The organism is Streptomyces sp. LS-MS-L19 (assembly GCF_058382285.1).
The window spans coordinates 9118679-9143980 of record NZ_JBYCLL010000001.1 but is presented as its reverse complement, the minus strand read 5'-3'; the positions used below and the strand labels follow the sequence as shown (position 1 = coordinate 9143980).

General features: G+C 72.6%; 21 protein-coding genes and 2 pseudogenes. 17 read left to right on the top strand and 6 right to left on the bottom strand.

Annotated elements, in window-relative coordinates; translation table 11 throughout:
* The first annotated feature begins 28 nt into the window (after positions 1 to 28).
* Both AC2XR2_RS40820 and AC2XR2_RS40815 read left to right on the top strand, forming a co-directional pair.
* Entirely contained in the window at positions 29 to 1936 is a 1908-nt protein-coding gene (locus AC2XR2_RS40820; RefSeq protein WP_491517892.1) for an ABC transporter ATP-binding protein, read from the top strand.
* Positions 1933 to 4182: an ATP-binding cassette domain-containing protein gene (locus AC2XR2_RS40815; RefSeq protein WP_491517891.1), complete on the top strand. Its 2250-nt coding sequence runs from the start codon at positions 1933 to 1935 to the stop codon at positions 4180 to 4182. Before AC2XR2_RS40820 ends, AC2XR2_RS40815 begins: the two co-directional genes overlap by 4 nt.
* On the opposite strand, the pseudogene AC2XR2_RS40810 reads toward AC2XR2_RS40815, so the two are convergent.
* Positions 4105 to 4389: pseudogene (locus AC2XR2_RS40810) on the bottom strand (LuxR C-terminal-related transcriptional regulator); the annotation flags it as partial. The gene AC2XR2_RS40815 and the pseudogene AC2XR2_RS40810 overlap by 78 nt on opposite strands.
* Before the next feature lie 579 nt (positions 4390 to 4968).
* Here AC2XR2_RS40810 and AC2XR2_RS40805 point away from each other — a divergent pair.
* A complete protein-coding gene (locus AC2XR2_RS40805; RefSeq protein ID WP_491518586.1) occupies positions 4969 to 7116 on the top strand; it encodes a SpoIIE family protein phosphatase in 2148 nt (715 codons plus the stop codon).
* Positions 7117 to 7375: 259 nt separating this feature from the next.
* On the opposite strand, the gene AC2XR2_RS40800 is transcribed toward AC2XR2_RS40805, so the two are convergent.
* A complete protein-coding gene (locus AC2XR2_RS40800; protein WP_391192526.1) occupies positions 7376 to 8815 on the bottom strand; it encodes a S1 family peptidase in 1440 nt (479 codons plus the stop codon).
* 192 nt (positions 8816 to 9007) lie between these two features.
* Between AC2XR2_RS40800 and AC2XR2_RS40795 the strand changes: the two genes are divergently transcribed.
* The 5 genes from AC2XR2_RS40795 (at position 9008) to AC2XR2_RS40775 (ending at position 16042) form a co-directional block, all read left to right on the top strand.
* Entirely contained in the window at positions 9008 to 9421 is a 414-nt protein-coding gene (locus tag AC2XR2_RS40795) for a PaaI family thioesterase (protein WP_491517890.1), read from the top strand.
* Positions 9422 to 9871: 450 nt separating this feature from the next.
* Complete coding sequence (locus AC2XR2_RS40790) at positions 9872 to 10087, top strand: type A2 lantipeptide (RefSeq protein ID WP_123765787.1); 216 nt, start codon at positions 9872 to 9874, stop codon at positions 10085 to 10087.
* 114 nt (positions 10088 to 10201) lie between these two features.
* Positions 10202 to 11008, top strand: coding sequence for a hypothetical protein (locus AC2XR2_RS40785; protein WP_491517889.1), 807 nt, complete (start codon positions 10202 to 10204; stop codon positions 11006 to 11008).
* Positions 11005 to 13227: an NHLP family bacteriocin export ABC transporter peptidase/permease/ATPase subunit gene (locus AC2XR2_RS40780; protein WP_491517888.1), complete on the top strand. Its 2223-nt coding sequence runs from the start codon at positions 11005 to 11007 to the stop codon at positions 13225 to 13227. The genes AC2XR2_RS40785 and AC2XR2_RS40780 overlap by 4 nt, the downstream gene beginning before the upstream one ends.
* 1 nt (position 13228) lies before the next feature.
* Positions 13229 to 16042: an NHLP bacteriocin export ABC transporter permease/ATPase subunit gene (locus tag AC2XR2_RS40775; protein ID WP_491517887.1), complete on the top strand. Its 2814-nt coding sequence runs from the start codon at positions 13229 to 13231 to the stop codon at positions 16040 to 16042.
* Positions 16043 to 16046: 4 nt separating this feature from the next.
* On the opposite strand, the gene AC2XR2_RS40770 is transcribed toward AC2XR2_RS40775, so the two are convergent.
* Both AC2XR2_RS40770 and AC2XR2_RS40765 read right to left on the bottom strand, forming a co-directional pair.
* Complete coding sequence (locus AC2XR2_RS40770; protein ID WP_449353007.1) at positions 16047 to 16556, bottom strand: SRPBCC family protein; 510 nt, start codon at positions 16554 to 16556, stop codon at positions 16047 to 16049.
* 6 nt (positions 16557 to 16562) lie between these two features.
* Positions 16563 to 16907, bottom strand: coding sequence for an ArsR/SmtB family transcription factor (locus tag AC2XR2_RS40765; protein ID WP_491517886.1), 345 nt, complete (start codon positions 16905 to 16907; stop codon positions 16563 to 16565).
* 178 nt (positions 16908 to 17085) lie between these two features.
* On the opposite strand from AC2XR2_RS40765, the gene AC2XR2_RS40760 reads away from it, so the two are divergent.
* The 3 genes from AC2XR2_RS40760 (at position 17086) to AC2XR2_RS40750 (ending at position 19997) form a co-directional block, all read left to right on the top strand.
* Positions 17086 to 18588 carry an MFS transporter gene (locus AC2XR2_RS40760; RefSeq protein WP_491517885.1) on the top strand — a complete coding sequence of 501 codons (1503 nt, stop codon included), beginning with the start codon at positions 17086 to 17088 and terminating at the stop codon, positions 18586 to 18588.
* A 204-nt stretch (positions 18589 to 18792) separates the two neighbouring features.
* Complete coding sequence (locus tag AC2XR2_RS40755) at positions 18793 to 19800, top strand: Ppx/GppA family phosphatase (RefSeq protein ID WP_381308388.1); 1008 nt, start codon at positions 18793 to 18795, stop codon at positions 19798 to 19800.
* A 26-nt stretch (positions 19801 to 19826) separates the two neighbouring features.
* Entirely contained in the window at positions 19827 to 19997 is a 171-nt protein-coding gene (locus AC2XR2_RS40750; protein ID WP_491517884.1) for a hypothetical protein, read from the top strand.
* A gap of 1 nt (position 19998) precedes the next feature.
* On the opposite strand, the gene AC2XR2_RS40745 is transcribed toward AC2XR2_RS40750, so the two are convergent.
* Positions 19999 to 20607 carry a flavodoxin family protein gene (locus tag AC2XR2_RS40745; protein ID WP_449353010.1) on the bottom strand — a complete coding sequence of 203 codons (609 nt, stop codon included), beginning with the start codon at positions 20605 to 20607 and terminating at the stop codon, positions 19999 to 20001.
* 74 nt (positions 20608 to 20681) lie between these two features.
* On the opposite strand from AC2XR2_RS40745, the gene AC2XR2_RS40740 reads away from it, so the two are divergent.
* From AC2XR2_RS40740 to AC2XR2_RS40725, 4 genes and pseudogenes are all read left to right on the top strand, one after another.
* The gene (locus AC2XR2_RS40740; RefSeq protein WP_491517883.1) at positions 20682 to 21698 is read left to right on the top strand and encodes an iron-containing redox enzyme family protein; all 1017 of its coding nucleotides are present in this window, start codon (positions 20682 to 20684) and stop codon (positions 21696 to 21698) included.
* 12 nt (positions 21699 to 21710) lie between these two features.
* Complete coding sequence (locus tag AC2XR2_RS40735) at positions 21711 to 22394, top strand: HemK2/MTQ2 family protein methyltransferase (RefSeq protein ID WP_449353011.1); 684 nt, start codon at positions 21711 to 21713, stop codon at positions 22392 to 22394.
* A complete protein-coding gene (locus AC2XR2_RS40730; RefSeq protein WP_381308398.1) occupies positions 22375 to 22584 on the top strand; it encodes a CDGSH iron-sulfur domain-containing protein in 210 nt (69 codons plus the stop codon). Before AC2XR2_RS40735 ends, AC2XR2_RS40730 begins: the two co-directional genes overlap by 20 nt.
* Before the next feature lie 39 nt (positions 22585 to 22623).
* Positions 22624 to 22869, top strand: a pseudogene (locus AC2XR2_RS40725) (STAS domain-containing protein); the annotation flags it as partial.
* Between the two features lie 133 nt (positions 22870 to 23002).
* Here AC2XR2_RS40725 and AC2XR2_RS40720 read toward each other — a convergent pair.
* Positions 23003 to 23437 (bottom strand): protease inhibitor, encoded by a 435-nt coding sequence (locus AC2XR2_RS40720; protein ID WP_330262556.1) that lies wholly within the window; start codon positions 23435 to 23437, stop codon positions 23003 to 23005.
* A 323-nt stretch (positions 23438 to 23760) separates the two neighbouring features.
* Between AC2XR2_RS40720 and abmR the strand changes: the two genes are divergently transcribed.
* Together abmR and AC2XR2_RS40710 are read left to right on the top strand one after the other, a co-directional pair.
* The gene (abmR, locus tag AC2XR2_RS40715; protein WP_449353013.1) at positions 23761 to 24324 is read left to right on the top strand and encodes an ATP-binding transcription factor AbmR; all 564 of its coding nucleotides are present in this window, start codon (positions 23761 to 23763) and stop codon (positions 24322 to 24324) included.
* Between the two features lie 197 nt (positions 24325 to 24521).
* A complete protein-coding gene (locus AC2XR2_RS40710; protein WP_491517882.1) occupies positions 24522 to 25214 on the top strand; it encodes an alpha/beta fold hydrolase in 693 nt (230 codons plus the stop codon).
* Positions 25215 to 25302 lie beyond the last annotated feature (88 nt).

Below are 25302 nucleotides of genomic sequence, written 5' to 3'. Positions count from 1 at the left end.
GTCCTGCCCACGTCGGGAAGGCCGCCGTATGACGACTCGCACCGCGCCACAGGACCCGCCCGGCCCGCTGGGTCCGGCCCCCGCCCGCTGCCTCGTCCTGTGCCTGGTGAGCACCGCCGGAACCGGCACCGCGCTGCTGCTGCCCGCGGCCCTCGGCCGCACCCTGGACCTGCTGCTCGCACGGGAACCCGCGGCCCGCTGGGTGCTGTACTGCGCCGCACTGGTCCTGCTGATCGCCCTGCTCGACGCGGTGGAGACCGTCCTCGGCGGCACGGTCACCGCCCTCAGCACCGCCTGGCTGCGCCGCCGTCTCACCGGGCACGTCCTGGCCGTCGGCCCGCGCGCCACCGCCCGCTTCGCCCCCGGGGACCTTGTCGCGCGTCTCGTCGGCAACGCCGCCCAGGCCGGCACGGCCCCGGCCGCGCGTGCCGCCCTGTTCGCCGCGCTCGCCGGGCCGGTCGGCGCCGTGGTGGCCCTCGGCCTCATCTCCCCCTGGCTCGCGGCCGTGTTCCTGGCCGGAGCGCCGGTCCTCGTCCTGCTGCTGCGCGCCTTCGCCCGGGACACCCAGGAGTGCGTGACCCGCTACCAGGAGGTGCAGGGCCGGATCGCGCAGGCGCTCTCGGAGGCCGTCGGCGGCCACCGCACCATCCGGGCGGCGGGCACGGAGGACCGGGAGACGGCCCGGATCCTGCGCCCGCTGCCCGAGCTGTCCGCGGCCGGACACCGCATGTGGCGGGTGCAGGGCCGGGCCTCGGGCCAGTCCGTCGCGATCGCCCCGCTGCTCCAGCTCGGTGTGGTGGCCGTCGCCGGCGTCCTGCTCGCCCGGCACCTGGTCACGGTCGGCGAGGTGCTGGCCGCCTCCCGGTACGCGGTCCTCGCGACCGGCGTCGGCGTCCTGGTGGGACAGCTCGCCGGTCTCGCCCGGGCCCGGGCGGCGACCGGCCGCCTGGACGAGGTCCTCGCGGACCCCCCCGTCGAGTACGGCGCGCGCCGGCTGCCGCCCGGCCCGGGGCGGCTGGAACTGCGGGGCGTCACCGCCCTGCGCGGCGGCCGGGCCGTGCTCGACGGCGTCGACCTCGTCGTGCCGGGCGGGACGACGCTCGCGGTGGTGGGCCGGTCGGGGGCGGGCAAGTCGCTGCTCGCCGCGGTCGCCGGGCGGCTCACCGAACCGGACTCCGGCGAGGTCCTGCTGGACGGGGTGCCGCTGCGCGAGCTCACCCATGACGACCTGCGCCGTTCGATCGCCTACGCCTTCGAGCGGCCCGCGCTGCTCGGCGGCACCCTCGAGGAGGAGATCGGCCTCGGTCTGCCGTCGCTCTCCCCCGCCCGGGTCCGGCGGGCGGCCCGCACGGCCCACGCCGACGACTTCGTCCGCCGTCTGCCCGACGGCTACGACACCCTCGTCGCCGACGCCCCGCGCTCCGGCGGCGAGTCCCAACGACTCGGCCTCGCCCGGGCGTTCGCCCACGGCGGCCGCCTGCTCGTCCTGGACGACGCCCTCTCCAGCCTCGACACGGTCACCGAGGCCCGGATCACCGAGGCCCTCCTGAACGGCGGATCAACCGGCACCCGCCTCCTGGTCGCCCACCGCGCCACGACGGCGTCCCGCGCGGACACGGTGGCCTGGCTGGAGGGCGGCCGAATCCGGGCGGTGGGGCGGCACGAGGAGCTGTGGCGGGTGGCGGAGTATCGGGGGGTGTTCGCGGAGGGGGTGGAGGCGGGGGTGGGGGCTGCGGAGGGGGGCGTTGCGGATACGGGGGTTGTCGGCGCGGGGGCTTGGGGTGCGGGCCCTGTGGAGACGGGAGCTCAAGACGGTGGTGCTCCGAAGAGGCGGGGTCCAGAACGGGCTGCTTCAGCACAGAGCGCTCCGGACGGGGCTGCTCCGGAGAGCGGCGCACCGGGCAAGCCCGCTTCCGACGGCGGGGGGTCGTCATGATCCCCGTCCGGGGTGGTGCCGTGACCGGCGGGGTCTACGCCCGCGGGCTGAGGTACCTGCGGGCACGGTGGCGGGTGCTCGGCCGGCTCGGCGGGTGGTCGGTGCTGGAGACCGCGCAGACCTTCCTCACCGGGTACGCGCCCGCCCGCGCCCTGGACGAGGGGTTCCTGGCGGGTCGCCCCGGCGTGGGCCTGGTGTGGCTCGGCGTGGCCGGACTCGGCGTGCTCGTCGGGGCGTACGGAACGGTACGGGTGTACGCCGCCGTCGCCGCGTTGGTCGAACCCCTGCGGGACACCCTGGTCCGGCGGGTCGTCGGGCGCGGGGTGCGCGAGGCGGACGCGGGCGCGCTGTCCGGGCTGACCCAGCAGGTGGAGATCGCGCGGGACACCTTCGCAGGGCTGGTGATGGTCTCGCGTTCGTTCGTGTTCACGGCGGCCGGAGCCGTCGTAGGGCTGGCCTCGCTCGACCCGCTGCTCCTGCTGGTGGTGGGACCACCGCTGGCCGCCGGACTGGGCCTGTTCGCGGCCACGCTGCGGCCGCTGGCCCGGCGCCAGGAGGATTTCCTGGTCGCCGACGAGGCTCTGGCCGACGGTCTCGGCAGGGTCTGCCCCGGGCTGCGGGACATCACGGCGGCCGGTGCGGAGGAGCGGGTCGCGGCCGACGCGGGCCGACTGGTCGACACGGAACAGCGGGCCGCGTACTCCCTGGCCCACTGGTCCGTCCTGCGCGTGGCTGCCCTCGCCCTCGGCGGCCAGCTCCCGATCGTGCTCCTCCTCGTCTGCGCCCCCTGGCTCCTCTCCCGCGACGTCACCGCGGGCGCCCTGGTCGGCGCCCTCGCCTACGTCACGCAGTCCCTGCTCCCCGCCCTGCACAACCTGGTCCACGGCCTGGGCACAAGCGGCTCACGCCTGGTGGTGGTCCTACGGCGCCTGCTCCGCGAGCCGGACACGGAGAACGGGCCGAGCGCGAGCACACCGGCCCGAACCGACGAGGCGAGCCCTCACCCCGAGCCCGGCCCGGCCCCCTGCCCGGGCGACCCGGCTCACGTCGACGGGGCCGTACCGCCGCGAGACCCGCCCCGCCCCCTCCCGGTCGACGCAGAGGCGGCTGTCCAGGACTCCGACGCCGACGCACGGCCCGAGCGGCTTCGGGCTGGGTCGGGCACCCGCCTGGCGGCTCGGTCTGCCCGCCACGATTCCGGTGCCGCCTCCGCCGGGGCAGACGGCCCGCGTCACGCCAAGCTCCGCTCGCCGTCCCACAGCACACCCGCCGAACCCCCCGCCCTCGCCCTCACCTCCCTCACCTTCGCCTACGGCCCCACCGCCACCCCCGTCCTCGACGGGCTGGACCTCACCCTCGCGCCCGGGGCCCACCTGGCCGTCGTAGGGCCCAGTGGGATCGGGAAGTCCACGCTCACCGCTCTGGTCGCCGGGCTGCTCCGGCCCACGGGTGGGCAGATCCGGGTGTGCGGGCACCCCGTGCCCTCCCCCGGGGCCGCCGCCCGGCGCGTGCTGATCCCGCAGGAGGCGTACGTCCACACCGGCACCCTCGCCGAGAACCTCGCGCACCTGCGGTCCGGGCCGGTGCCCGAGGCGGAGCTGCTCGCGGCGGGCGAGGCGGTCGGTCTGACCCCGCTGCTCGAGGCGCTCGGCGGACCGCGGGCGACCGTGGACCCGGCCGCCCTGTCCGCCGGTGAGCGCCAGCTCGTTGCGCTGGCCAGGGCCTATCTCTCCCCCGCCCCCCTCGTCCTGCTCGACGAGGCGACCTGTCACCTCGACCCACGCGCCGAGGAGCGTGCCGAGCGGGCCTTCGCCGAGCGGCCGGGGACGACACTGGTCGTCGTCGCCCACCGCATCAGCTCGGCCCGCCGCGCCGGTCACGTGCTGCTGATGGACGGCCCGCACACGGCGTACGGCACCCATGACGAGCTGGTGCGCGAGTCACCGGCCTACCGCGCCCTCGTGGGCGGCTGGACGGCCGTACCACCCAACCAGGCCGCACCACAGAAGCAGACCGCACCGCCGCACCAGACCGCACCGCCACAGCAGGCCACACCACCGCACCAGACCGCCCCTCCAGAGCCGTCAGAGCCACCCCTGCCCCTGCGAGATCCGGATCGCGTCGATGCGGTTGCGGGCCCCGGTCTTGCGGGTGATCGCGGCCATGTAGTTGCGCACCGTCCCGTGGGACAGATGCAGGCTTCCCGCGATCTCCGCGATGGAGGCCCCCTCGGCCGCGAGGGATAACACGCTCAGCTCCCGTCTGGTCAGCGGCATCTCCGCGGCCTGGAGGAAGCCGAAGCCGAGCGAGTCATCGACGAAACGTTTCCCCTCGGCGACCCGGCGGATCCCCCGCACCAGCCGCTCCGGCGCCGCCCCCTCCTTGTCCACGTATCCGAGCGCCCCCGCCTCGACGGCCCGCTTGAGCAGCCCCGGCCGGTTGGCGCTGGCCATCACGAGTAAGCGCGGCGGACTCCGGTCCGGCTCGCGCACGGATAACTCGCCCAGGGGCGGGATGCCGTACGCGTCGGAGCATTCGAGGTCGGCCGCGCAGACGTCCGGACGCACGGATCGCAGGCGGCTCGGCGCGGTGTGCCACGGGGTGTCGAACACCCCGAGGTCCGGTTCCCGGCGGAGCCACTCCGCCAGTACCGATCTCTCCAGACACGCGTCGTGCACCAGAAGCACCCGGATCACTGCTCGTCCCCCTCGACTCGCCTCTTTGTTTCCGTGGCATGAACGCGTGCCCCATTGTTCGGGTCCCGGACCGCCGTCGGGCGCGAAGAATTGGCCATCAGGGTGCGCGGGGGCGCACTCAGGGCGCCCGTGTGCCGCCGCACGCTTCGACTGGGGTGGCATGGTCCGGGGCCGAGGGGGTACGCGGCGGTCCTCGCCGTCGCCCGGGCACCCCTGTGCCCGCACAGGGTGAACGCTCGCCGTGCGGGACGCGCCGGGAGGGTGGAGATTTGATCCTTGGGGACCCGGCTCGCGACAGCGGCCCGCGCCCCCTTGGGCACGCGCCCGTGCGAGGAGGTGGTCGGCGTGTCCGACGGGCATACGTCCGCCCCGGCGCCGACGAGCGCCCGGACCCGCGTGGGACGCCCCCTGCTCTCCCTGGCGCTCGCCTCGATGATGGACGAGGTCCACGCCCACTCCGGCGCGGTCTATCTGCTGGCCGCCGACGAACCGGTGCTGGAGATGGCGGTGATGGCGGGCCTGCCCCGGGCGTTCGCGGCGCCCTGGGAGCGGGTGGGGCTGAGCGCCCCGATCCCGGTGGCGGAGGCGGTGCGGGACCGGCGGCTGGTGTGGGTCGGCGGCGAGCAGGAGATGGCGCGCCGCTTCCCGCGGATCGCGGTGGTGCTGCCGTATCCGTTCGCACTGGCCGCGGTGCCGGTGGCGACCCCTTCCAAGGTGTACGGCGCGGTCTTCGTGACCTGGCCCGGTTCGCACCCGCCGGACCTGTCCGACCGCGAGCGGGATCATTTGGTCGCGGCCTGTGAGCGGCTCGCGGTGCGGCTGGAACGGGCCGTGGAGGACAGTGTGCCGCCGCACGCCGAGCCGGATCTGCTGGGCGCGGCGCCGGTCGGCGGTGCGGCCGGGACGCTGGGCACGGTGGAGGCCGCGCGGATGGTGTCCCGGCTGCCGTACGGGCTGTGCTCGCTCGATCTGCACGGGCGGGTGTCCTTCGCCAACGCAGCGGCTGCCGAGCTGATCGGCGTCCCGGTCTCCCAGCTGCTGGGCTCGCAGCTGTGGGCGGCGGTGCCCTGGCTCAACGACCCGGTCTACGAGGACCGTTACCGGGCCGCGCTGCTCAGCCAGCACAGCACGTCCTTCGTGGCGCTGCGGCCGCCCGGCGACTGGCTGTCGTTCCGGCTGTACCCGAGCACCACCGGGCTGAGCGTCCGGGTCAGCCGGGCCCGGGCGGTGGCGGAGATGAACCGGACCGGCCCGCAGCCCGGCGCGTCGCCGTCCCGGCTGGTGACGATCTCGCAGGTGCTGAGCCTGGCCGGGGCGCTGACCGAGGCGGTCGGCGTGCAGGACGTGGTGCAGCTGGTGGCGGACGAGATCGCCCCGGCGGTGGGCAGCCAGGCGCTGGTGGTGCTCGGCTCCCGGGGCGGGCGCCTGCATGTGCTCGGACACCGCGGTTACCCCGACGCCCGGATCGTGGAGCGGTTCGACGGGCTGCCGCTGACCGAACCGACGCCGGGCACCCATGCCCTGAGCACCGGCGTGCCCGCGTTCTTCGACTCCCGCGAGCAGTTGGAGCACCTGTACCCCGGGCGGCTCGCCACCCCGGACGGGTTCGCCGCCTGGGCCTATCTGCCGCTGATCGCCTCCGGGCGGCCCGTCGGCACCTGTGTGCTGGCCTACGCCGAGCGGCATCCCTTCCCCGCGGACGAGCGGGCGGTGCTGACCAGTCTGGGCGGGCTGATCGCCCAGGCCCTGGAGCGGGCCGTGCTGTACGACGCCAAGCACCAGTTGGCGCACGGCCTCCAGGCTGCGCTGCTGCCGCACACCCTGCCCGTGCTGCCGGGCGTCGAGGCGGCGGCCCGCTATCTGCCGGCCACTCAGGGCATGGACATCGGGGGCGACTTCTACGACCTGGTACCGGTGAACGGCAGGGCGGCCGCGGTGATCGGTGACGTGCAGGGGCACAACGTGACGGCGGCCGGGCTGATGGGGCAGATCCGGACGGCGGTACGGGCGTACACGACCGTCGGCCAGACGCCGGAGGAGGTCATGCGCTCCACCAACCGGCTGCTGATCGACCTGGGCGCGGAGTTGTTCGCCAGCTGCCTGTATCTGGGGCTCGACCCGGAGCGGGGGCGGGCGGTCATGGCGCGGGCCGGACATCCGCCGCCGCTGCTGCGCCGGCCGGACGGCCGGGTGCGGGTCCTGGACCTGGCCGGCGGACCGCTGCTGGGCATCGACGGCTCGGCGGGCTATCCGACGACGGAGGTGGAGCTGACGCCGGGCAGCGTCCTCGTTCTCTACACCGACGGCCTGATCGAGTTGCCCGGCGTCGACATCGAAGACGCGCTCGCGGAGCTCGGGCGGCAGCTCGCCGAGACCGGTGACCGGCCGCTCGACGAACTCGCCGACGAACTGGTCCGCCGCAGTGCGGCCGCGCGGGAGCGGAACGACGACGTGGCGCTGCTGTTGCTGCGGGCGGACGGCTGACCGGGCGTCCCGACCGACCTGCCGGGTGCCCCGACCCACCGGGCATCCCGACTCACCGGGCGTACGGCCCCACCTGCCGTACGGCCCCACAACGCGCCGGTCCGGCCCTCCCGCCGGAGGGCCGGACCGTTGCACCTCCCGGGCCGGAACCGCGCGTGGCCGGGAGGTGGTCTGTGGCCGGCGTCGGCAGCGGCGGTGGGAGTGGGGGGACCGCTGCCGACGCGGCCGGTTCAGGGTGTGGTGCTGAACCGACGGGACGTCAGTTGTGCGCCTGGCCCGCGGCGTCGCCCGCACCGGCGTCGCCCGCGTCACCCGCGCCGTTGCCCGCGTCCTGGCCGTTGCCCGCGTCCTGGCCGCCGATCACGTCGCCGCCGGCCTCCTCGCCGCCGACTTCCTGGCCCGCGCCGGCCTCGTCACCGGGGCTCGCGCTCGCGTCGCCGCCGGCACCGGCCTCTTCGCCCGCGCCCGCCTCGTCGCCCGCACCGGCCCCGGCGTCGCCACCGGCGCCGGCCTCGTCACCGGCGCCGGCTTCCTCGCCGCCCGCCTGGTCGCCGCCCGCGCCGCCGGCCGCGTCACCCGCGCCGAGCGTGGCGCCGACCGCCTGGAGCGCGGTGGTCACCGGCTGGAAGAAGGTCTCGCCGCCGACCGTGCAGTCGCCGCTGCCGCCGGAGGTCAGACCGATCGCGGAGCCGTCCTGGGTGAACAGCGAGCCGCCGCTGTCGCCGGGCTCGGCGCAGACGTCGGTCTGGATGAGTCCGGTGACGGTGCCCTCGGGGTAGTTGACGGTGGCGTCGAGTCCGAGCACCTGGCCGTCGGCGAGCCCCGTGGTGGAGCCCATCCGGAAGACCTGGGCGCCGACCTCGGCGTCCGCGGCCTGGTTGATGGCGACGGTCTGGCCGCCGCCGACGTTGACCTCGCTGGGCGCCTGGGTCGCCGGGTCGTCGTACTTGACGAGCGCGAAGTCGCCGTCGCCGGGGAAGGTGGCCTGGTCGACGGTGGCGATCGGCTCGCCGGTCTCGGAGTCCGACCACTGCTCGGCCGCGACCCCGCAGTGACCGGCGGTCAGGAAGGCGGGGCTGCCGTCGCCCGCGGTGACGTTGAAGCCCAGCGAGCAGCGGGCGCCGCCGCCGAAGATCGCGTCACCGCCGGAGACGAAGGTCTTGAACGTGCCGGCCGACTTCTTGACGGTCGCCATGTCGGAGCCGAGGCTCTTCACGGTCGACTCGAGGGTGTTCCACTTGTCGCCGGTGACCGTGCTGTCGGCGGTCACGAGGATCTTGTTGGTGCGCGGGTCGACGGCCCAGGCGGTGCCCGGGATGGTCGCCTCCTCCTTCAGGGTCTTCGCGCCGGCCGCCAGTTCGGGGAGGCTGTTCTCGACCTCGCGGACCTTGGCGCCGGCCTTCTTCGCCTGCACGACGACGTTGTTGTTGTCGCCGGATATGACGTTCACGACGAGCTGGCCGCTGTCGGAGTCGTAGTAGGACCCGGCGAAGGCGTCACCCAGCAACTCCTCGAGCTGCGAGGCGAGATCCGAGGCGTCCGACGCCTTCAGAGTCTTGGGCGCGATGGCCGCCGCGTCGTTCGACGAGCCGTCCTGGGACGCGTTGGCGTTGGGCAGCAGAATCGCGGCCGCTCCGAGCGCCACCACGGTGCCTGCCGCGAACGCGGCCTTGCGCTTCGGAATTCGCTTGTGACTCAAACTTCTCGACCTCCTGGGGGGACCGGAGTCTTGTGACCGCCGTGCGGCAGTCGGTTGTTCGGGGCGCCTGGATGGCCATGGGTACGGGCGGTGCGCGCGGTGCGTTCAATGCCGTTTCTTTACGCCTGGATTGCCATGCCGATTCGGCCATGGGCGGTGCCGGGCGGGCCGTGGACGGGAAGAATCCCCCATATGACGATGACGCCCGCCGAAGCCGACAAGATCCTCGCCGACAACTTCGCCCCTTGGGTTCTCGAGCTCGGTCTGACGGTCGAGTCGCTCGGCGACGACCACGCGATTCTGCGACTCCCCTGGTCACAGCGGCTGGCCAGGGAGGGCGGCGGGCTCTGCGGGCAGGCGCTGATGGCCGCCGCCGACACCGCGACCGTGATCGCCGTCTGCGTGGCCCGGGGCAGCTTCGCGCCCATGACGACGGTTCAGCAGTCCACGAGTTTCCAGCGGGCGGTGACCGGTTCGGATGTCCTGATCAACGCGGTCCTCACCAAGCTGGGCTGCCGCATGGCGTTCGCCGACCTCACGATGACGGACTCCGCGTCCGGTGATCTCGCGGCCCGGGCGAGCACGGTCTACGCCCTCCTGGGCTGACACGCTCAGCGAGCGGCCGACGACGGTCCGTCGTGATTTCCGCCCCGATTCCCCTCTTCAGCGAATCTGCACATCGAATGCGCAACCGAACCACTGAAGGCGAAAGTTCTGCACAAGCACGGAACGAGAGCCATGACATTGGCGAGGAGTGTCGCATTCGCCTCGGGGACGGCAAGGACCCGTTCACGCCGTCGTGACATCACATGTGAAGAAGTCGGCACCAAGGCGTGCGCAGTTCTGCACGGATGAAGGTTTCTGTGACTCAAGTTCCCTGGTGAGGCGGGTGGTTGATTGGAAGGGCGGAGTGACGGCGTGCTTTGATCCATCGCACCGCAGGGCCGTCGGGTCTCCCGGAAACGGAATCCGACGCCATGCGATTGCGGCCGTCATCTGTCCCCAGAGGGGGCCGCTCCCCCCTTGTGAAATACCCATACGAAGGGAAGTTCCATCATGAACTCCACCCCCCAGGTTGAGACCGTCGAGATCTCGGACGCCGACCTCGACACCGTCTCCGGCGGCCTGCAGCTGAACGCCCTCGGCACCGTCACCGACCTGGTGGACGGCGTCGCCCCGGTTTCCGGCCTGGTCAACACGGCCGTCGGCACCGTCGAGGGTGTGACCGGCCTGAACACCGCCCCGGTCACCGGCCTGGTCGCCGGCCTCTGATCGCACTTCCTGCGATCTGATCACTCACTTGTGGTCGACCCGTCCCGGACCGCAAACCGGCGGTTCCGGGACTTTCGGGTGCTCTGAATCATCTCCAGGTGAGGGAAGAATCCCGTGCAGTTCCGCCAACAGGCCCTCGCCAAGCTCCAGTCGCCGGAGGAACTCGACCTCCCGGTGCGCTTCGCCCGTCCGCAGGGCTGGCTCGTGATGTCCGTGACGGTGGTCGTGATGGCCGCCGCGTCGGTGTGGGCGGTGACCGGCTCGGTCGCGTCCACGGTGAGCGCGCCCGCCATCCTCACGCACGGGCAGGGCAGTTACATCCTGCAGAGCCCGGTCGCGGGCCAGGTCACCCAGGTGATCGCCGAGGAGGGCGAGCAGCTGCCCGCCAACTCCCCCGTGCTGAAGGTCCGTACGGCCGACGGCGACTCCGTCGTCCGTACCGTCGCCGCGGGCCGGGTCACCGCCCTCGCGGCCACCATCGGGCAGATCATCTCCACCGGTGCGAACGTCGCCGCCGTGGAGAAGGTCGCCCACGCCACCGACCCGATGTACGCCACGGTGTACGTGCCCGCGGAGAACGCGGCCTCCATCCCGGAGGACGCGGCCGTGGACCTGACCGTGTCCTCGGTGCCCACCCAGGAGTACGGCGTGCTGCGCGGCCATGTGAAGTCGGTGGACCGCTCGGCCCAGTCGGCGCAGCAGATCGCCGCGTTCCTCGGGGACAGCCAGCTCGGTGAGCAGTTCACCAAGGACGGCCGCCCGGTCGCCGTCCTCGTGAAGCTGGACAAGTCGAAGGACACGAAGAGCGGTTACCGGTGGTCCTCTGCCGGGGGCCCGCCGTTCGCCCTCACCTCCATGACCGTGGCCTCGGGCTCGATCCGGCTGGCCGACCAGCGTCCCGTCGATTGGCTGCTGCCGTGAGCACCGCACAGGACACCCGCGGCAGACGCCGCTCGGCCCCGCCCAAGCGCCCGGTGCCCAAGGGGAGGGCGAGGACGGTCCGTACGCCGACCGTCCTCCAGATGGAGGCGGTGGAGTGCGGCGCGGCCTCCCTCGCGATGGTGCTGGGCCACTACGGCAAGTACGTCCCGCTGGAGGAGCTGCGGATCGCCTGCGGTGTCTCCCGGGACGGCTCACGCGCCAGCAACCTCCTGAAGGCGGCCCGCAGTTACGGTCTGACGGCCAAGGGCATGCAGATGGACACGGCCGCCCTCGCCGAGGTGAGGACGCCGGCCGTGCTGTTCTGGGAGTTCAACCACTACGTCGTCTACGACGGCATGGGCCGCCGCTTCGGCCGCCGCGGGGTGTACATCAACGACCCCGGCAAGGGCCGCCGTTTCGTCCCCATGGAGGACTTCGACGGCAGCTTCACCGGTGTCGTGCTGGTCATGGAGCCGGGCGAGGGCTTCACCAAGGGCGGCCGCAAGCCCGGTGTGCTGGGCGCGATGCCGGCCCGGCTGCGCGGCACCGCGGGCACCATGCCCACCGCGGTCCTGGCGAGCCTGCTGCTGGTCCTGGTCGGCGCGGCCACCCCCGCGCTGAGCCGTACCTATATCGACATGTTCCTGATCGGCGGCCAGACCTCGCTGCTCGGCGTGCTGTTCGCGTCGATGGGGGCCTGCGTAGCGCTCACCCTCGCCCTGACCTGGCTCCAGCAGGCGAACCTGCTGCACGGCCGGATCATCTCCTCGACCCTGTCCAGCGCCCGCTTCCTGCGCCATCTGCTGCGGCTGCCGGTGACGTTCTTCTCCCAGCGCAGCCCGGCCGACCTCGTCCAGCGCCTCCAGTCCAACGACCAGGTCGCCGAGACCCTGGCCCGCGACCTCGCGGCCGCCGGCGTCGACGCGGTGGTCGTCGTCCTGTACGCGATCCTCCTCTACACCTACGACCCGCAGCTCACCTACGTCGGCATCGGGGTGGCCCTGCTGAACGTGGTCGCCATGCGCATCGTGATCCGGCTGCGCGCCACCCGCACGGCCAAGCTCCGCGCGGACAGCGCCCGGCTCACCAACACCGCCTACACCGGCCTCCAGTTGATCGAGACCATGAAGGCGACCGGCGGTGAGGACGGCTACTTCCGCAAGTGGGCCGGACAGCACGCCACCACGCTTGAGGAGCAGCAGAAGCTGGGGGTGCCGAGCGCGTGGCTGGGCGTGGTCGCGCCGATGCTGGCCACCTTCAACAGCGCGCTCATCCTGTGGATCGGCGGCATGCGGGCCGTCGAGGGCGGTATCTCGGTCGGTCTGCTGGTCGCCTTCCAGGCCCTGGTCACCCGCTTCACCGCGCCGATCACCCGCCTCAACGGCGTGGCCGGGCGCATCCAGGACTTCGCGGCGGACGTGGCCCGCCTGAAGGACGTGGAGAACTTCAAGGCCGATCCGCTGTACGGCCGCCCCGGCGCCGGGAACTCGACGCGCCGCCTCCACGGCCACGTTGAGCTCCAGAACATCACCTTCGGCTACAACCCGCTCGACAAGCCGCTGCTCACCGGCTTCGACCTGACCGTCGGCCCGGGCCAGCAGGTGGCGCTGGTCGGCGGCTCCGGCAGCGGCAAGTCGACCGTCTCGCGGCTGATCTCGGGCCTGTACACGCCCTGGGAGGGCGTGATCCGCATCGACGGCCGGCGCCTGGACGACATCCCGCGCGGCGCGCTCGCCTCCTCGGTGTCCTTCGTCGACCAGGACGTCTTCCTCTTCGAGGGCTCGGTCCGCGACAACGTGGCGCTGTGGGACCCGTCGATCCCGGACGACGCCGTGGTGGACGCGCTGCGGGACGCGGCCCTGTACGACGTCGTCATGCGCCGGCCCGGCGGCATCCACAGCAGGGTCGAGCAGGACGGCCGCAACTTCTCCGGCGGCCAGCGTCAACGCCTGGAGATCGCGCGGGCGTTGGTGCGCAGGCCCAGCATCCTGGTCCTGGACGAGGTGACCAGCGCGCTGGACGCGGAGACCGAGCTGGTCGTCATGGACAACCTGCGCAAGCGCGGCTGCGCCTGTGTCGTGATCGCGCACCGGCTCAGCACCGTGCGCGACAGCGACGAGATCGTCGTACTGCAACACGGCACGATCGTGGAGCGCGGGCGGCACGAGGAGCTGGTGGCGCGCGGCGGCGCGTACGCGGCGCTGGTCAAGGAACGGTGAGATGACGACCGCACACGAAGGGGATGTCGTCCTCAATGCCCTCGGGCAGATGGGCACGCGCATCGACTGCGCCGGTTTCAGCCGCCTCGACCTCGAAGGTCCGCAGGTTCTGTGGCTGGTCGTGTCGGGCGCGGTGGACCTGTTCGCGGTGGACGCCGAACAGCAGGGCCACTGGCACCACTTGGGCCGCCTGGAGCCGGGGGCGCTGCTGTTGGGACCCGTCGCAGGACCCCAACACACGCTGGTGGCGCGGCCCTTGAGGGACTGTGTGGTCCACCGCATCGGCCTGCGCGAGCTGTACGAACCGGCGAACACCCAGACCTGGTCGTACGACGAGTACGGCAACCCCCAGTACGTGCCGCCGACGACGAGCCCGCTGGAGTACGCCCTCGCGCTCGGCGTCGGGCGTAGCCTCTCCATCCTCTTCCAGGCGCCGCTGGCCGACGAGCGGGCCGCGGCTCCCACCGACGACGACGTGTTCTGGATGCAGGTGCCGCCGGGCAGCGTGCAGTACGGCTCGCTCTACGGCGCCGAGGCCGCCGCCGACCTGCTGATGGACCCCGGGGTCTGGCAGTCCATGGTCGATCAGCAGTACCGGCTGCTGACCACGCTGGACCGGTGGATCGAGCAGCTGGAGCGCACCCACGAGACCCGGACGGCGGCCGGGATCAAGGCCGGTGAGGCGGTGCGCGCGCAGGCCGACCGGACCCTGCTCGCGTCCATCGGCAAGTCGAAGCAGCGCGCGACGGCCGCCGACGCCGACGCGAGCTACGCGGCGTGCAGGCTGGTCGCCGACGCGGCCGGGATCACGCTCGCCGACAACGCGCAGGGCGGCACCGAGAGCGACCGTCTCGACCCGGTCGAGCGGATCGCCCTCGCCTCGCGCGTCCGCATCAGGTCGGTGCGCCTGGACGGCAGTTGGTGGCGGGACAACGTGGGGCCGCTGGTGGGGCACCGGGCCCTGTCGGGCGCGCCGGTCGCGCTGCTGTGGCGGCGCGGTGGCTATGTGGCCGTGCATCCGGCGACCGGGCGTGAGACGCCGATCGAGAAGGACAACGCGGAGGAGTTCGAGCCGCGCGCGGTGATGTTCTACCGTCCGCTGCCCGACCGGAAGCTGAGCCCGCTCGGGCTGGTCCGGTTCAGCATGCGCGGCACCGGCGGCGATGTGACGAACCTGCTGCTCAGCGGACTGGTGACGGTGGCGATCGGGGCGCTGGTGCCGATCGCGACCGGCAAGGTGCTCGGCGAGTTCGTGCCGAAGGCGCAGACCGGCCTGATCGTGCAGGTGTGTCTGGCGGTGATGGTCAGCGGTGTGGTGACGGCGGCCTTCATGCTGCTCCAGAACCTCACCATGCTCCGTCTGGAGGGCCGTATCGAGGCGACCCTCCAACCGGCCGTCTGGGACCGGCTGTTGAGGCTGCCGACGAAGTTCTTCACCGAGCGCTCGACCGGCGAGCTGGCCAGCCAGGCCATGGGGATCTCGTCGATCCGCCGGATGATGGCGGGCATCGGCCCGACGGTCGCCCAGTCCGTGACCGTCGGTGCGATGAACCTGGGCCTGCTGTTCTGGTACAGCGTCCCGATGGCCATGGCGGCGATCGGCATGCTCGTGGTCATCGCGGCCGGCTTCCTCGGCCTTGGGCTGTGGCAGGTGCGCTGGCAGCGACGGCTCGTGGTGCTCGGCAACAAGCTGAACAACCAGGCCTTCCAGACCCTGCGCGGACTGCCCAAGCTCCGGGTCGCGGCGGCCGAGAACTACGCCTACGCGGCCTGGGCCTCGGAGTTCGCCCGCAGCCGTGAGCTCCAGCAGAAGGTCGGCCGGATCAAGAACCTGACCACGGTGCTGGGTTCGGTCTATCTGCCGCTGTGCACCCTGCTGATGTTCATGCTGCTGGCCGGCCCGGCGCGCGGCTCGATGTCGGCGTCCGCGTTCCTCACCTTCAACACCTCGGTGACCATGCTGCTGACCGCGGTCACCTCGCTCACCGGCGCCTTCGTCTCGGCGGTGGCCGCGCTCCCGCTGTTCGAGGAGATCAAGCCGGTCCTGGAGGCGCAGCCGGAGGTCCGCACCGCGAGCACCCGGCCGGGCCCGCTGACCGGGGCGATGGAGGCCCGCAGGCTCTCCTTCCGCTACTCCGACGACGGCCCCCTGATCCTGGACGACGTGTCCTTCGAGATCCGGCCCGGCGAGTTCGTGGCGATCGTCGGCCCCAGCGGCTGCGGCAAGTCGACCCTGCTGAGGCTGCTGATCGGCTTCGACCGCCCGGTCTCCGGGAGTGTCCTGTACGACGGTCAGGACCTGGCCGCCCTCGACCAGTCGGCGGTGCGCAGGCAGTGCGGTGTCGTGCTCCAGCACGCCCAGCCGTTCACCGGGTCCATCCTGGACGTCATCTGCGGCACCGAGCCCTACACGCCCGAGGAGGCGATGGCGGCGGCCGCGATGGCGGGCCTCGCGGAGGACATCCAGCGGATGCCGATGGGGCTGCACACCATCGTCTCGGGCAGCGGGGCGATCTCCGGTGGCCAGCGCCAACGCCTGATGATCGCGCAGGCGTTGATCCGGCGGCCGCGGATCCTCTTCTTCGACGAGGCGACCAGCGCCCTGGACAACGACACCCAGCGCACGGTCATCGAGTCCACCAAGGCGCTCAACGCCACCCGGATCGTCATCGCCCACCGCCTGTCGACGGTGCTGGACGCCGACCGGGTGATCGTGATGGAGAACGGCAAGGTCGCCCAGCAGGGGCCGCCCGCGCAGTTGCTCGCGGACACCGGGGGCCGGCTGCACGAGCTGGTGCGGCGGCAGATGGCGTGAGCGGTCACTCCGTCCCCGGGACCGGCGCGCCGGAGGGGATCCCGGCGTCGACGTACGCCTCGTAGAGGTCCTGCCACGGTCGGCTCTCGGCTTGCTCACCGCGGGCGCGGGCGTCGAGGGCGGCCAGGCACACCTCCCAGCCCGCGCCGTTGCGGGCGGCGGTGTCGGCGGCGCTCAGGACGTTGGTGAGCGTGAAGCGGGTCCGCTTCTCGTCCAACGCCTCCAGGTCGAAGTGGAGTTCGTCGCCGCCCCACTCGAAGGACAGGTGACGGGGCTCGTCGACGGCGATGACCCGGCCCGTGGAGTCCTCCATGTGGGGGTCGCCGCTGAACCTGATCGTGCCGCCGGGGCGCAGTTCGATCTCGGCGCGGGACGGGAACCAGTGGGCGAGTTCCCCGGTGTCGGTGACGAAGTGCCAGACGCGGGCGACGGGATGGTCGTAGGTACGGCTGAAGCGCACGGCCGGGCGGCCGTCGTCCAGGGTCAGGTAGGTGCCGGTGAGGTCTGCGGCCATGGTGGATCAGTCCTTCGGTGCGGGTTCCTCGGGGGTGTCCGGCGCGGTCTCGTCGAGGCGGCGGCCCAGCGCGTCGAGGCTGCCGTTCCAGAGCGTGCGGTACGGGGCCAGCCACGCGTCGAGCGCGGCCATGGGAGCCGGGTCGAGGGCGTGGACACGCCGTTGCGCGTCCTGCCGTACCCGGACCAGGCCCACCTCTCTGAGCACCTTCAGATGCTTCGAGGCGCTCGGCTGGCTCAGTCCGCACTCCTGGGACACCTCTCCGACGGACCGGGGCCGCTCCAGGAGCAGCGCGACGATGGCCCGCCGGTGGGGGTCGGCGAGGGCGGTCCAGAGCGCGGAGTCGGACATGGCTTCAATATGCCTCACTAGTTATATTCCAGTCAAGGAATACAGCCGGGCCACGGCGACGCAGTTGCCCACTCCAGCGAAACGTTGCCGTTTCGCTGAATGTGGTCTAGCCTCGACGTGTACGAAACCGTTTCGTTTAAGAACGGGTCCCAGCCGACTTTCCCTGGAGTGGTTTCCCATGTCCGAGAAGACCCTGAACGAGAGCGGTCGGGACAGCGCCGTCGACGCGCAGCCCGAAGCCTCGGCCAAGCGATGGTGGATCCTCGCCGTCGTCGCCCTCGCCCAGCTGATGGTCGTCCTGGACGCCACCATCGTGAACATCGCCCTGCCCTCGGCACAGGCCGACCTCGGGTTCTCCGACGGCAACCGGCAGTGGATCGTCACCGCCTACGCGCTGGCCTTCGCCTCGCTCCTGCTGCTCGGCGGCCGGATCGCCGACCTGTTCGGCCGCAAGACGGCCTTCCTCATAGGCGTCGTCGGCTTCGCCGCCGTCTCCGCGCTCGGCGGGGCCGCCACCAACTTCGAGATGCTCGTCACCGCCCGCGCCCTCCAGGGTGCCTTCGGCGCGCTCCTCGCGCCCGCCGCGCTCTCCCTGCTGAACACGACGTTCACCGACGCCCGCGAGAAGGCCAGGGCGTTCAGCGTCTACGGCGCCATCGCCGGCGCGGGCGGTGCGGTGGGCCTGCTGCTCGGCGGCATCCTGACCGACGCCCTCGACTGGCGCTGGACGCTCTACGTCAACGTCGTCATCGCCGTCGTCGCCTTCGCGGGCGGCTGGGTCCTGCTGCACAACCACCGTGACGCGGCCAACTCCAAGCTGGACGTGCCCGGCACCCTGCTCGTCGCCGCCGGTCTCTTCTCCCTGGTCTACGGCTTCTCCAACGCCGAGACGCACGACTGGAGCTCGCCCGAGACCTGGGGCTTCCTGATCGCGGGCGGTGTGCTGCTGACCGCCTTCGCCTGGTGGCAGACCCGCGCGGCGCACCCGCTGCTGCCGCTGCGCATCCTGCTGGACCGCAACCGCGCCGCCTCCTTCCTGGCCGTGCTGATCTCCGGCGGCGGCATGTTCGGTGTCTTCCTCTTCCTCACCTACTACCTCCAGCTGAACCTGGGCTTCAGCCCGACCAAGACGGGCGTGGCGTTCCTCCCCATGGTGGCCGCGCTGATGGTCGCGGCCCAGGTCAGCACCACGGCACTGGTCCCCCGGATCGGCCCGAAGGTGGTCATCCCGCTGGGCTTCGCGGTCGCCGCGGTCGGCATGGCCTGGCTCACCGGGATCGGCGTCGGCTCGAGCTACCTGTCCGCCGTACTGCCGCAGCTGATCGTGACCGGCTTCGGCCTCGGACTGGTCATGCCCCCGGCCATGCAGCTGGCCACCGGCGGGGTCGCGGCCGAGGACGCGGGCGTCGCCTCCGCCACCGTCAACGCCATGCAGCAGGTGGGCGGTTCGATCGGTACGGCGCTGCTGAACACGCTGGCCGCGAGCGCCGCCACCGACTACCTGGCGGGCAAGGACCCGACGAACAAGCTGGTCCAGGCCCAGGCCACGATCGAGAGCTACACCACCGCCTTCTGGTGGTCGGCGGGTCTGTTCGCCGTCGGCGCGCTGATCGCCTTCCTGCTCTTCCGGCGCGGAGTGCCGGAGCAGGACGCGAGCGCCGCTCCCGTCGTCCACATGTAAGAGCCCCCCACAGGTCGACCCGCCAGGGAGAGCCGCACGGTCCGAAGGGCCGCCGTCCGCAGGGAGACGGCGGCCCTTCTCGCTGCCGTGTGGGGGCCCTGACCGGCCGCTGCCGTACCCACAGTGCGGTCGCCGTGGCGCAGAGCGACGACCGGAAGGGACGACCGGCGTTGGAGCGGGCCTCCTGTGGGTACCCACAGGTCCATGCGAATAAGCGTGGTGGATGTGGGGTCGAACACCGTCCGTCTGGTGGTGGCGGACGCCGAGGACGGGGTGCCGCTGCCGGTGCACACGGCGAAGTGGCGGCTCCGGCTCTCCGACGACGTGCGGCCGGGCGGGCCGGTGCCGGAGGAGGCCGTGGAGCGGCTGGTGGAGGCGGTCGAAGGGGCGAACCGGACCGCCGCGAGATGGGGCGCGGCCGGGCCGCTGGCCTTCGCGACCGCCGTCGTGCGGGCGGCGCCCAACCGTCAGGAGGTGCTGCGTACCGTCCGGCAGCGGACCGGCGTCGGGCTGTACACCCTGCCCGGCGAGGTGGAGGCCGAGCTCACGTTCCTCGGGGCGCGGCGCTGGATGGGCTGGCGGGCCGGGCCGCTCGCGCTCATGGACATCGGTGGCGGCTCGTTCGAGGTCGCCTTCGGGCGCGGTCGGCTGCCGGACTTCGTGGCCTCGCTGCCGTTGGGCGCGGGCCGGCTGACCCATGAGTTCTTCGAGGGCCAGGACCCGCCGCCCCAGGAGCTCGTGCGGGCGCTGCGCCGCAAGGTCCGCCATCAGTTGCGGGACGTGGCGGCCCGGATCCGCTGGGAGGGCCCACGCACCGCGGTGGCCACCTCGCGGACCTTCCAGCAGCTGGGACGGCTGTGCGGGGCGCCGGCCGGACGCCACGGACCGTTCATGGAACGGCAGTTGCGCCGTTCCGACCTGCGTGAGGCGGTGTCCTGTCTGGCCGCGCTGCCGTCCGCGCAGCGGGCCGAGCTGCCCGGCATCTCCGCCCCGCGGGCCCTGCAGAGCCTGGCGGGCGCGGTGATCGGGCACACGGCGATGAAGCTCACCGGCCTCGAGACCGTCACGATCTGCCCCTGGGCGATTCGTGAGGGGGTGCTGCTGCGGCACATCGAGGACGGTCCCTCCTGGTGGGCGGAGATCGCCCGCCGCAACGAGGAGGACACACTCCCGGACCCGGTGCCGCTGCGCATCGCGGCCGCCGCCCGCTGAACGCGACGAACAGGAAGGAGACATCCGTGTCCGAGAAGAGGCAGAAGCCGGACACCGCGCTGGACGAGGTCGTGCGCGAGGTCGAGGACGCCGAGCGGCGCACCCGCGACTCGGAGGACAAGCGTGCGCACCGGGGCGAGGCCGGGGACGCCCTCACCCCCAACACCCGCGCCCAGGAGGAGTCCGAGGGAGAGTGACCTACTCCGGCGGCGCGCCCAACGGGCGCGCCGCCAGCGCGCTCGCCACTCCGTGCAGGTTGGCGGCCATGGCCCGGCCCGTCCTGTGCGCCCACTCGCGACCGCGTTCGTCGTCGAGGTAGTCGGGACCCGGCCCCGGTCCGAGGTGCCAGTAGGTCCACGCCTGGCCGGGCACGGTGTAGCCGATGTCGGCGAGCGCCCCGGAGATCTCGCTGATCACATGGTGCGCGCCGTCCTCGTTGCCGGTGACGACCACGCCCGCCACCCGGTTGTACGCGACCGGTCGGCCCTCGTCGTCGGTCTCGGAGAGCATCGCGTCCATCCGCTCCAGCACCCGCTGGGCCACGGAGGACGGCCGGCCGAGCCAGGTCGGCGAGGCGACGACCAGGATCTCCGCGTCCAGGAGTTTTGCGTGCACGAGGGGCCAGGCGTCGCCGTCTCGTACGGTTTCGCTGACCACGCCCGGCTCGATGGTCAGGTCGACGGCGCGTACGACCTCCACGTCCACGCCATGCTTCTCCAGCTGTTCGACGACCACGCCCGCCAGCGCCTCGGTGTTCGACGGGTCGGGCGACCTCTTCAGGGTGCAGTTGAGCACGAGTGCCTTCATGCCGCCTCGGAGTACCCCTCGGGGACGGATCCAGGCGCGCGGGTGACGTGCCCCGCCCCGGGTACTCGGCGCCCATGCCACACGATCGTCATCAGGAACCGTCGCTGCCGTCCGCCCGCGGCCCGGTCTCCGCGGCCGTCCGGGAGTACCTGCTCGGCACCGGACCACTGCCCCGCCACGAGGCCGTCGCGGGCGCGGACGTGTACAGCGACGACCTCCAGCTCGCCCTGTACCTCTGCTACGAACTGCACTACCGCGGCTTCGCGGACGTCTCCCCCGACCGCGAGTGGGACCCGGACCTGCTGCGCACCCGGGCGGCCCTGGAACACCGCTTCCTGTCCGCGCTGCGCACCGACACCCCGGCGCACGACAGTGTCGAGGACGCGCTCGCCGACCTGCTGGTGGAGCCGGTCGAGGGCACCGGGGTCAGCCACTTCCTGAGCAAGGAGGGCGAGCTGTGGCAGGTCCGCGAGTACGCGGCCCAGCGCTCGCTGTACCACCTCAAGGAGGCCGACCCGCACGCGTGGGTGCTGCCCCGGCTGTGGGGCCGGGCCAAGGCGGGCATGGCGGCGGTGGAGTTCGACGAGTTCGGCGGCGGCCGCCCCGAGCGCGTCCACGCCCGTCTCTTCGCCGACCTGATGACGGACCTGGGCCTGGACACGACGTACGGGCACTACCTGGAAGCGGCGAGCGCGGAGATGCTCGCCACGGTGAACCTCATGTCGCTGCTGGGTCTGCACCGCAGCCTGCGCGGGGCGCTGGTGGGGCACTTCGCGGCGGTCGAGATCACGTCCTCGCCCGGCTCCCGGCGGCTCGCCGACGCGATGCGCCGCACCGGTGCCGGACCGGCCGCCGAGCACTTCTACGACGAGCACGTCGAGGCGGACGCCGTCCACGAACAGGTCGTACGGCACGACGTCATCGGGGGTCTGCTGGCCGAGGAGCCGCATCTCGCCCCGGACGTGGCCTTCGGCATCGACGCCACCGGATACGTCGAGGACCGCCTCGCGGCCCGTCTGCTCGACGACTGGCGCGCCGGACGCTCGTCCCTGCGGGCACTCGAGGCGTCCGAAACCTCCCATATTTTCTGAATGTAAGGGTACTTGGCCGACGTGAGATCACTGATTCCGCCTTTGGCCCTCCCCGGTGTGTACGCCCCGCAGGAGGACACCGCGCTCCTTGCCGGAGCCCTGTCCGAAGAACCACTGCCACCGGGCGCCCACGTCCTGGACGTCGGTACCGGCACCGGTGCGCTGGCACTCCAGGCGGCGCGTCGGGGCAGCCGGGTGACCGCGGTCGACGTGTCCTGGCGTGCCGTGTGCACGGCCCGGGCGAACGCCTGGCTGACCGGGGCGTCGGTCCGCGTCCACCGGGGGAACCTCTTCACGCCGGTGCGGGACCAGTCGTTCGACCTCATCCTGACCAACCCGCCGTACGTCCCCGCCCCCGCGGGGAGCGGCCGGCCCCCGCGCGGACGGGCGCGGGCCTGGGACGCGGGGCACGACGGGCGGTCCGTGCTGGACCGGGTCTGCCGGGAGGCACCCGGTCTGCTGCGCCCCGGGGGTGTGCTGCTGATCGTGCACTCCGCGCTGAGCGATCCCGGGCGGACCGTGGGACATCTGCGCGGGGCGGGCCTCAAGGCGGCCGTGACCCGCCGTCACAGGATCACGTTCGGACCGGTGTTGCGGGAGCGGGTGGACTGGCTGCGGGAGCGTGGCCTGCTGTCCGCCGACGCCACCGACGAGAAGGAAGAGCTGGTGGTCGTCCGTGCCGAACTCCCCCTCTGACGGCGACCGTCCGTGCCGCGTCCGCATCCAGCAACGGGGCCCGCTGCTGGTGGAGGGCCCGGTGGAAGTGGAACTGGAGGACGGCAGCACGGTCGCCTCCGACCGCTTCCGGGTGGCCCTGTGCACGTGTCGGCGCAGTCGCCGCTATCCCTGGTGCGACACGAGCCACCGGGAACGCAAGCGCCCGTAGACACCGAGGACAGAACTCAACTCAGTTGACACGGCGGGCTTCCTGGCTGAGCACCTCGACGCGGCGACCGCGACCGCCGGGCCCGATGTGGTGGTCGGCCTCCGGCACGTCGAGTGCTTCGACTGCTCGGGGCTGCGGGTGCTGTGCCGCGCCGACTCCCGGGCCAAGGAGCGGGGCGGGCGACTGCGGGTGGTCGCCGACGGGTCCCGGCCGCACCGGTTGTTGCGCGCCTCGGGCCTGTGGGCCCGCTTCCCGCCGCTGCCGGTGATTCCCCGGCGGGGCTGAGCCGAGGGGCCGGCGGACGGCCCCACTCCGTCCGCCGGCCCTCGGTGCGGGATCGCGGGGTTCCGTGAGAGGGGCGGCACTCCCCAACTGCGGGCCCCTCGGGCAGATCACGGCACCACACGATCCCGGTCTCTCAGAACGTGAAGACGCTGGTCCCGTAGGAGTTCTTCACGCACTCGTTGGCGAAGGTCCGCTCGTAGGAGACGCGCTTGCCCCGCCAGACGCCGTCGACCGTGACCACCACGGGGTCGTACTCCCGGGTGCACTGGACGTCCGATCTGTCCGCCAGGGCGTCGAAGTCCCCGTCGACGGCGCGCAGTTCCGCGCAGGCCGGGCTCGCGGCCGGATGGGTGCCCGAGGGCCTCGGGGCACAGGTCAGGGTCACGGCCCGTTCCGGGGTGACGGTGGCGGCGCTGTCGCCGTGGCCGAGGGTGAGCACGAGAGCCGAGGGGGCGTAGAGGCTCAGGGGGGCGGCGGCCGGCTCGGCGAGCGCGGCCCCGGTCAGGGGTCCGCAGACGGCGGTGGCCGTGAGGCCGAGGGTCGCTGCCCAGCGCGCGGTGTTCCGCATTGTGTGCATCCTTCCGCTGGATTCGAGGGTGTCGCCGTCCGACTCGGTCGGTGCCGGAGCGGCGAGCGCGAGTCTGCCGAGTCCTGGCCCGAACTTCACATCGACCCCATGGCTTTCAGTAACCTTGCGTGTTGAATCAGTGGCGCGAAGTCACATCATCCGAACAACAGAGCCCGTCAACTGGGCGGTTCTCGATCACTCGATCCGGCCGGATGGCCTGTTTACCCCGCTTCGGCAATAGGCCTGAAACATTCCGCTTCCGCTCTCGGCGGACCCCTCCCCAGCCCCTTGCGTTCAGCGGGAAGTGGAGTAATCGTCATTACATGATTACTCAAGAGCAACGAGACAAGCTGCGCGGCTGGTTCACCGGCCGTCTGCCCGACGACCTCTTCGAGGCCCTGGTCGAGGTGGTCGTCGACCGTGAGGAGATCACCGTGATCGGCCGCATCCCCGGGCCGCGGCTCGACGAGGGTGTCTCGGCCGCCGAGCGGGAGGCCGCCGTGAAGGGCCGGATCCAGGAGTTCCGGGAGCGCACCCGGCAGGAGCGGATGGAGGTGGCCCGCGAGGCCGAGCACTCCTTCCGCCGCAAGGTGTCGTGGGGTGTGGAGTGCGACGGCGAGCGCGCCCTGTTCACGCATGTCGCGGCACCCGTCATGACCCGGCTGCGGCAGCCCGAGCGCCAGGTCCTGGACACCCTCATCGCCGGCGGGGTGGCCCGCAGCCGCAGCGACGCGCTCGCCTGGTGCGTCCGGCTGGTCCAGCGGCACACCGACGACTGGCTCGCCGAACTGCGGGAGTCCCTGGAACACGTGCAGCGGGTGCGGGCGCAGGGGCCGGACGCCGAGGAGGTGGCCGATCCCTCCACCGAGGACGCCGAGACCGAATGAAACATCCACTGTCCCGGGCGTCACGGCGGGCCGTGGCCCGGGCGCCCGGGGGAAGGCCGGAGCGTCGGCATACCCCCGCAGAACGGCAGCCGTGTGCGCCGCGCGTCCCGTGGCGCACGCGACTGCCGTCACCCAAGGGCAGATACCACCCGTCACCGGCCCGGGGCGTTGTCGGTGCCCTCGGCTAGATTGCGGGCATGACGAACTTCGTACTGGTGGCGGGCGCGAGGCTCGGGGCGTCGGCGTGGGACGAGGTCGCGGCGGAGCTGCGCGCGGCCGGGCACGAACCGCGCCCGCTGACCCTGTCGGGCCTCGCGGAGAAGCGGGACGTGCCGGCGGGCCAGCAGACGCATGTGCGGGACATCGTCGACGAGGTCGAGCGGCTGGATCTGCGCGACGTGGTGCTGGTCGGGCACAGCTACTCGGGCGTCCCGGTGGGGCAGGCGGCCCAGCGGATCGGCGGCAGGCTGCGGCGGGCGGTGTTCGTCGACTCGAGCGTCCCCGTCGACGGGGAGTCCTTCCTGGACGCCTGGCCCAGTGACGACGTCCGCAGGACGATCGAGGAGAGCGGCGGCTTCTGGCGGCCCGTGGGCCCGGAGCACTACGCCGACCAGGGTCTGACGGACGAGCAGATATCCCGGATCATCGACCGCTCGTCCCCGCATCCGGGTGCGACGCTCACCGAGCCCGCCGTCCTCACCGGCCCCCTCGACAAGCTCCCGGCCACCTACGTCAAGTGCCTCCTCGACGGCGAGGAGCCGATGCCGGTCGTGGCCGGACTGCTGAAGAACGAGAGCTGGGAACTGGTCGAGATGGACACCGGGCACTGGCCGATGTTCTCCCGGCCCCGCGAACTGGCCGGGATCCTCGCCGAGCTCGGGGCTTCCTGACCGCCGGCCCGGCACACCGACGGACGGCCCCAGGGTGCCCTCCCCCTCCTGACCAGCGCCCGGCCGTGGATATCGTCGACGCACTCGA

Bases quoted from the DNA above. Each gene is read 5' to 3' on its own strand.
- AC2XR2_RS40815 (WP_491517891.1), top strand. From the start codon at position 1,933: ATGATCCCCGTCCGGGGTGGTGCCGTGACCGGCGGGGTCTACGCCCGC.
- AC2XR2_RS40795 (WP_491517890.1), top strand. From the start codon at position 9,008: ATGACGATGACGCCCGCCGAAGCCGACAAGATCCTCGCCGACAACTTC.
- AC2XR2_RS40755 (WP_381308388.1), top strand. From the start codon at position 18,793: ATGCGAATAAGCGTGGTGGATGTGGGGTCGAACACCGTCCGTCTGGTG.
- AC2XR2_RS40720 (WP_330262556.1), bottom strand. From the start codon at position 23,437: ATGCGGAACACCGCGCGCTGGGCAGCGACCCTCGGCCTCACGGCCACC.
- AC2XR2_RS40760 (WP_491517885.1), top strand. From the start codon at position 17,086: ATGTCCGAGAAGACCCTGAACGAGAGCGGTCGGGACAGCGCCGTCGAC.
- AC2XR2_RS40745 (WP_449353010.1), bottom strand. From the start codon at position 20,607: ATGAAGGCACTCGTGCTCAACTGCACCCTGAAGAGGTCGCCCGACCCG.
- abmR (WP_449353013.1), top strand. From the start codon at position 23,761: ATGATTACTCAAGAGCAACGAGACAAGCTGCGCGGCTGGTTCACCGGC.
- AC2XR2_RS40770 (WP_449353007.1), bottom strand. From the start codon at position 16,556: ATGGCCGCAGACCTCACCGGCACCTACCTGACCCTGGACGACGGCCGC.
- AC2XR2_RS40820 (WP_491517892.1), top strand. From the start codon at position 29: ATGACGACTCGCACCGCGCCACAGGACCCGCCCGGCCCGCTGGGTCCG.
- AC2XR2_RS40790 (WP_123765787.1), top strand. From the start codon at position 9,872: ATGAACTCCACCCCCCAGGTTGAGACCGTCGAGATCTCGGACGCCGAC.
- AC2XR2_RS40710 (WP_491517882.1), top strand. From the start codon at position 24,522: ATGACGAACTTCGTACTGGTGGCGGGCGCGAGGCTCGGGGCGTCGGCG.
- AC2XR2_RS40740 (WP_491517883.1), top strand. From the start codon at position 20,682: ATGCCACACGATCGTCATCAGGAACCGTCGCTGCCGTCCGCCCGCGGC.
- AC2XR2_RS40765 (WP_491517886.1), bottom strand. From the start codon at position 16,907: ATGTCCGACTCCGCGCTCTGGACCGCCCTCGCCGACCCCCACCGGCGG.
- AC2XR2_RS40775 (WP_491517887.1), top strand. From the start codon at position 13,229: ATGACGACCGCACACGAAGGGGATGTCGTCCTCAATGCCCTCGGGCAG.